The sequence below is a fragment of the Pseudomonas sp. Pseusp3 genome (assembly GCF_047304225.1).
Lineage (GTDB): Bacteria > Pseudomonadota > Gammaproteobacteria > Pseudomonadales > Pseudomonadaceae > Aquipseudomonas > Aquipseudomonas fluorescens_CD.
Map to the genome: position 1 here is coordinate 1 of NZ_JBGLYV010000235.1, position 751 is coordinate 751.

Below are 751 nucleotides of genomic sequence, written 5' to 3' on the forward strand. Positions count from 1 at the left end.
CTGTCGTTGACGTCGGTGACCGTGGTGGTGACCGGCGTTTTCACCGGGTTGATCGCTTCGAGGTTGCCACCCACTGCGTCCTTGATGGATTCGCTGACAGTGGTTGGCCCCTTGTAAACGTCATTGCCGACGGTGACTGGCAGGCTGCCGGAACTCTGGCCTTCGGCAATGGTGATCACCTTGCCGCTGTCGAGGGTCACGGTCACCGGACCGTTCTGCGCGGTGACCGGTTGGCCTTGGGCATCGGTCAGGGTCGCGGTGTAGGTGATGGTGCTGTTCTCGTCCACGCTCGGCGTCGCGGTCAGGGTCACGGTGGTGCTGTCGTTGACGTCGTTGACCGTGGTGGTCACCGGGGTTTTCACCGGGTTGATCGCTTCGAGGTTGCCGCCGGCCGCATCCTTGATGGATTCGCTGACGGTGGTTGGCCCCTTGTAAACGTCGTTGCCGACAGTGACCGGTAGGCTGCCGGAGCTCTGGCCGACGGCGATGGTGATCACCTTGCCGCTGTCGAGGGTCACGGTGACCGGACCGTTCTGCGCGGTGACCGGTTGGCCCTGGGCATCGGCCAGGGTCGCGGTGTAGGTGATGGTGCCGTTTTCGTCCACGCTCGGGGTGGCGGTCAGCGTTACCGTGGTGGTGTCGTTGACATCGGTGACCGTGGTTTCTACCGGGGCTTTCACCGGGTTGATCGCTTCCAGGTTGCCGCCGTCGGCCGATTTAATCGACTCAGTAACGGTGGTTGGACCTTTGT

The 751-nt window shown here is 63.0% G+C and carries 1 protein-coding gene; it reads right to left on the reverse strand.

The genetic code is table 11. The features are described from left to right. Positions 1–751 (reverse strand): immunoglobulin-like domain-containing protein (locus tag ACCD00_RS30700; RefSeq protein WP_413428932.1); only part of this gene is annotated, 751 nt, incomplete at both ends.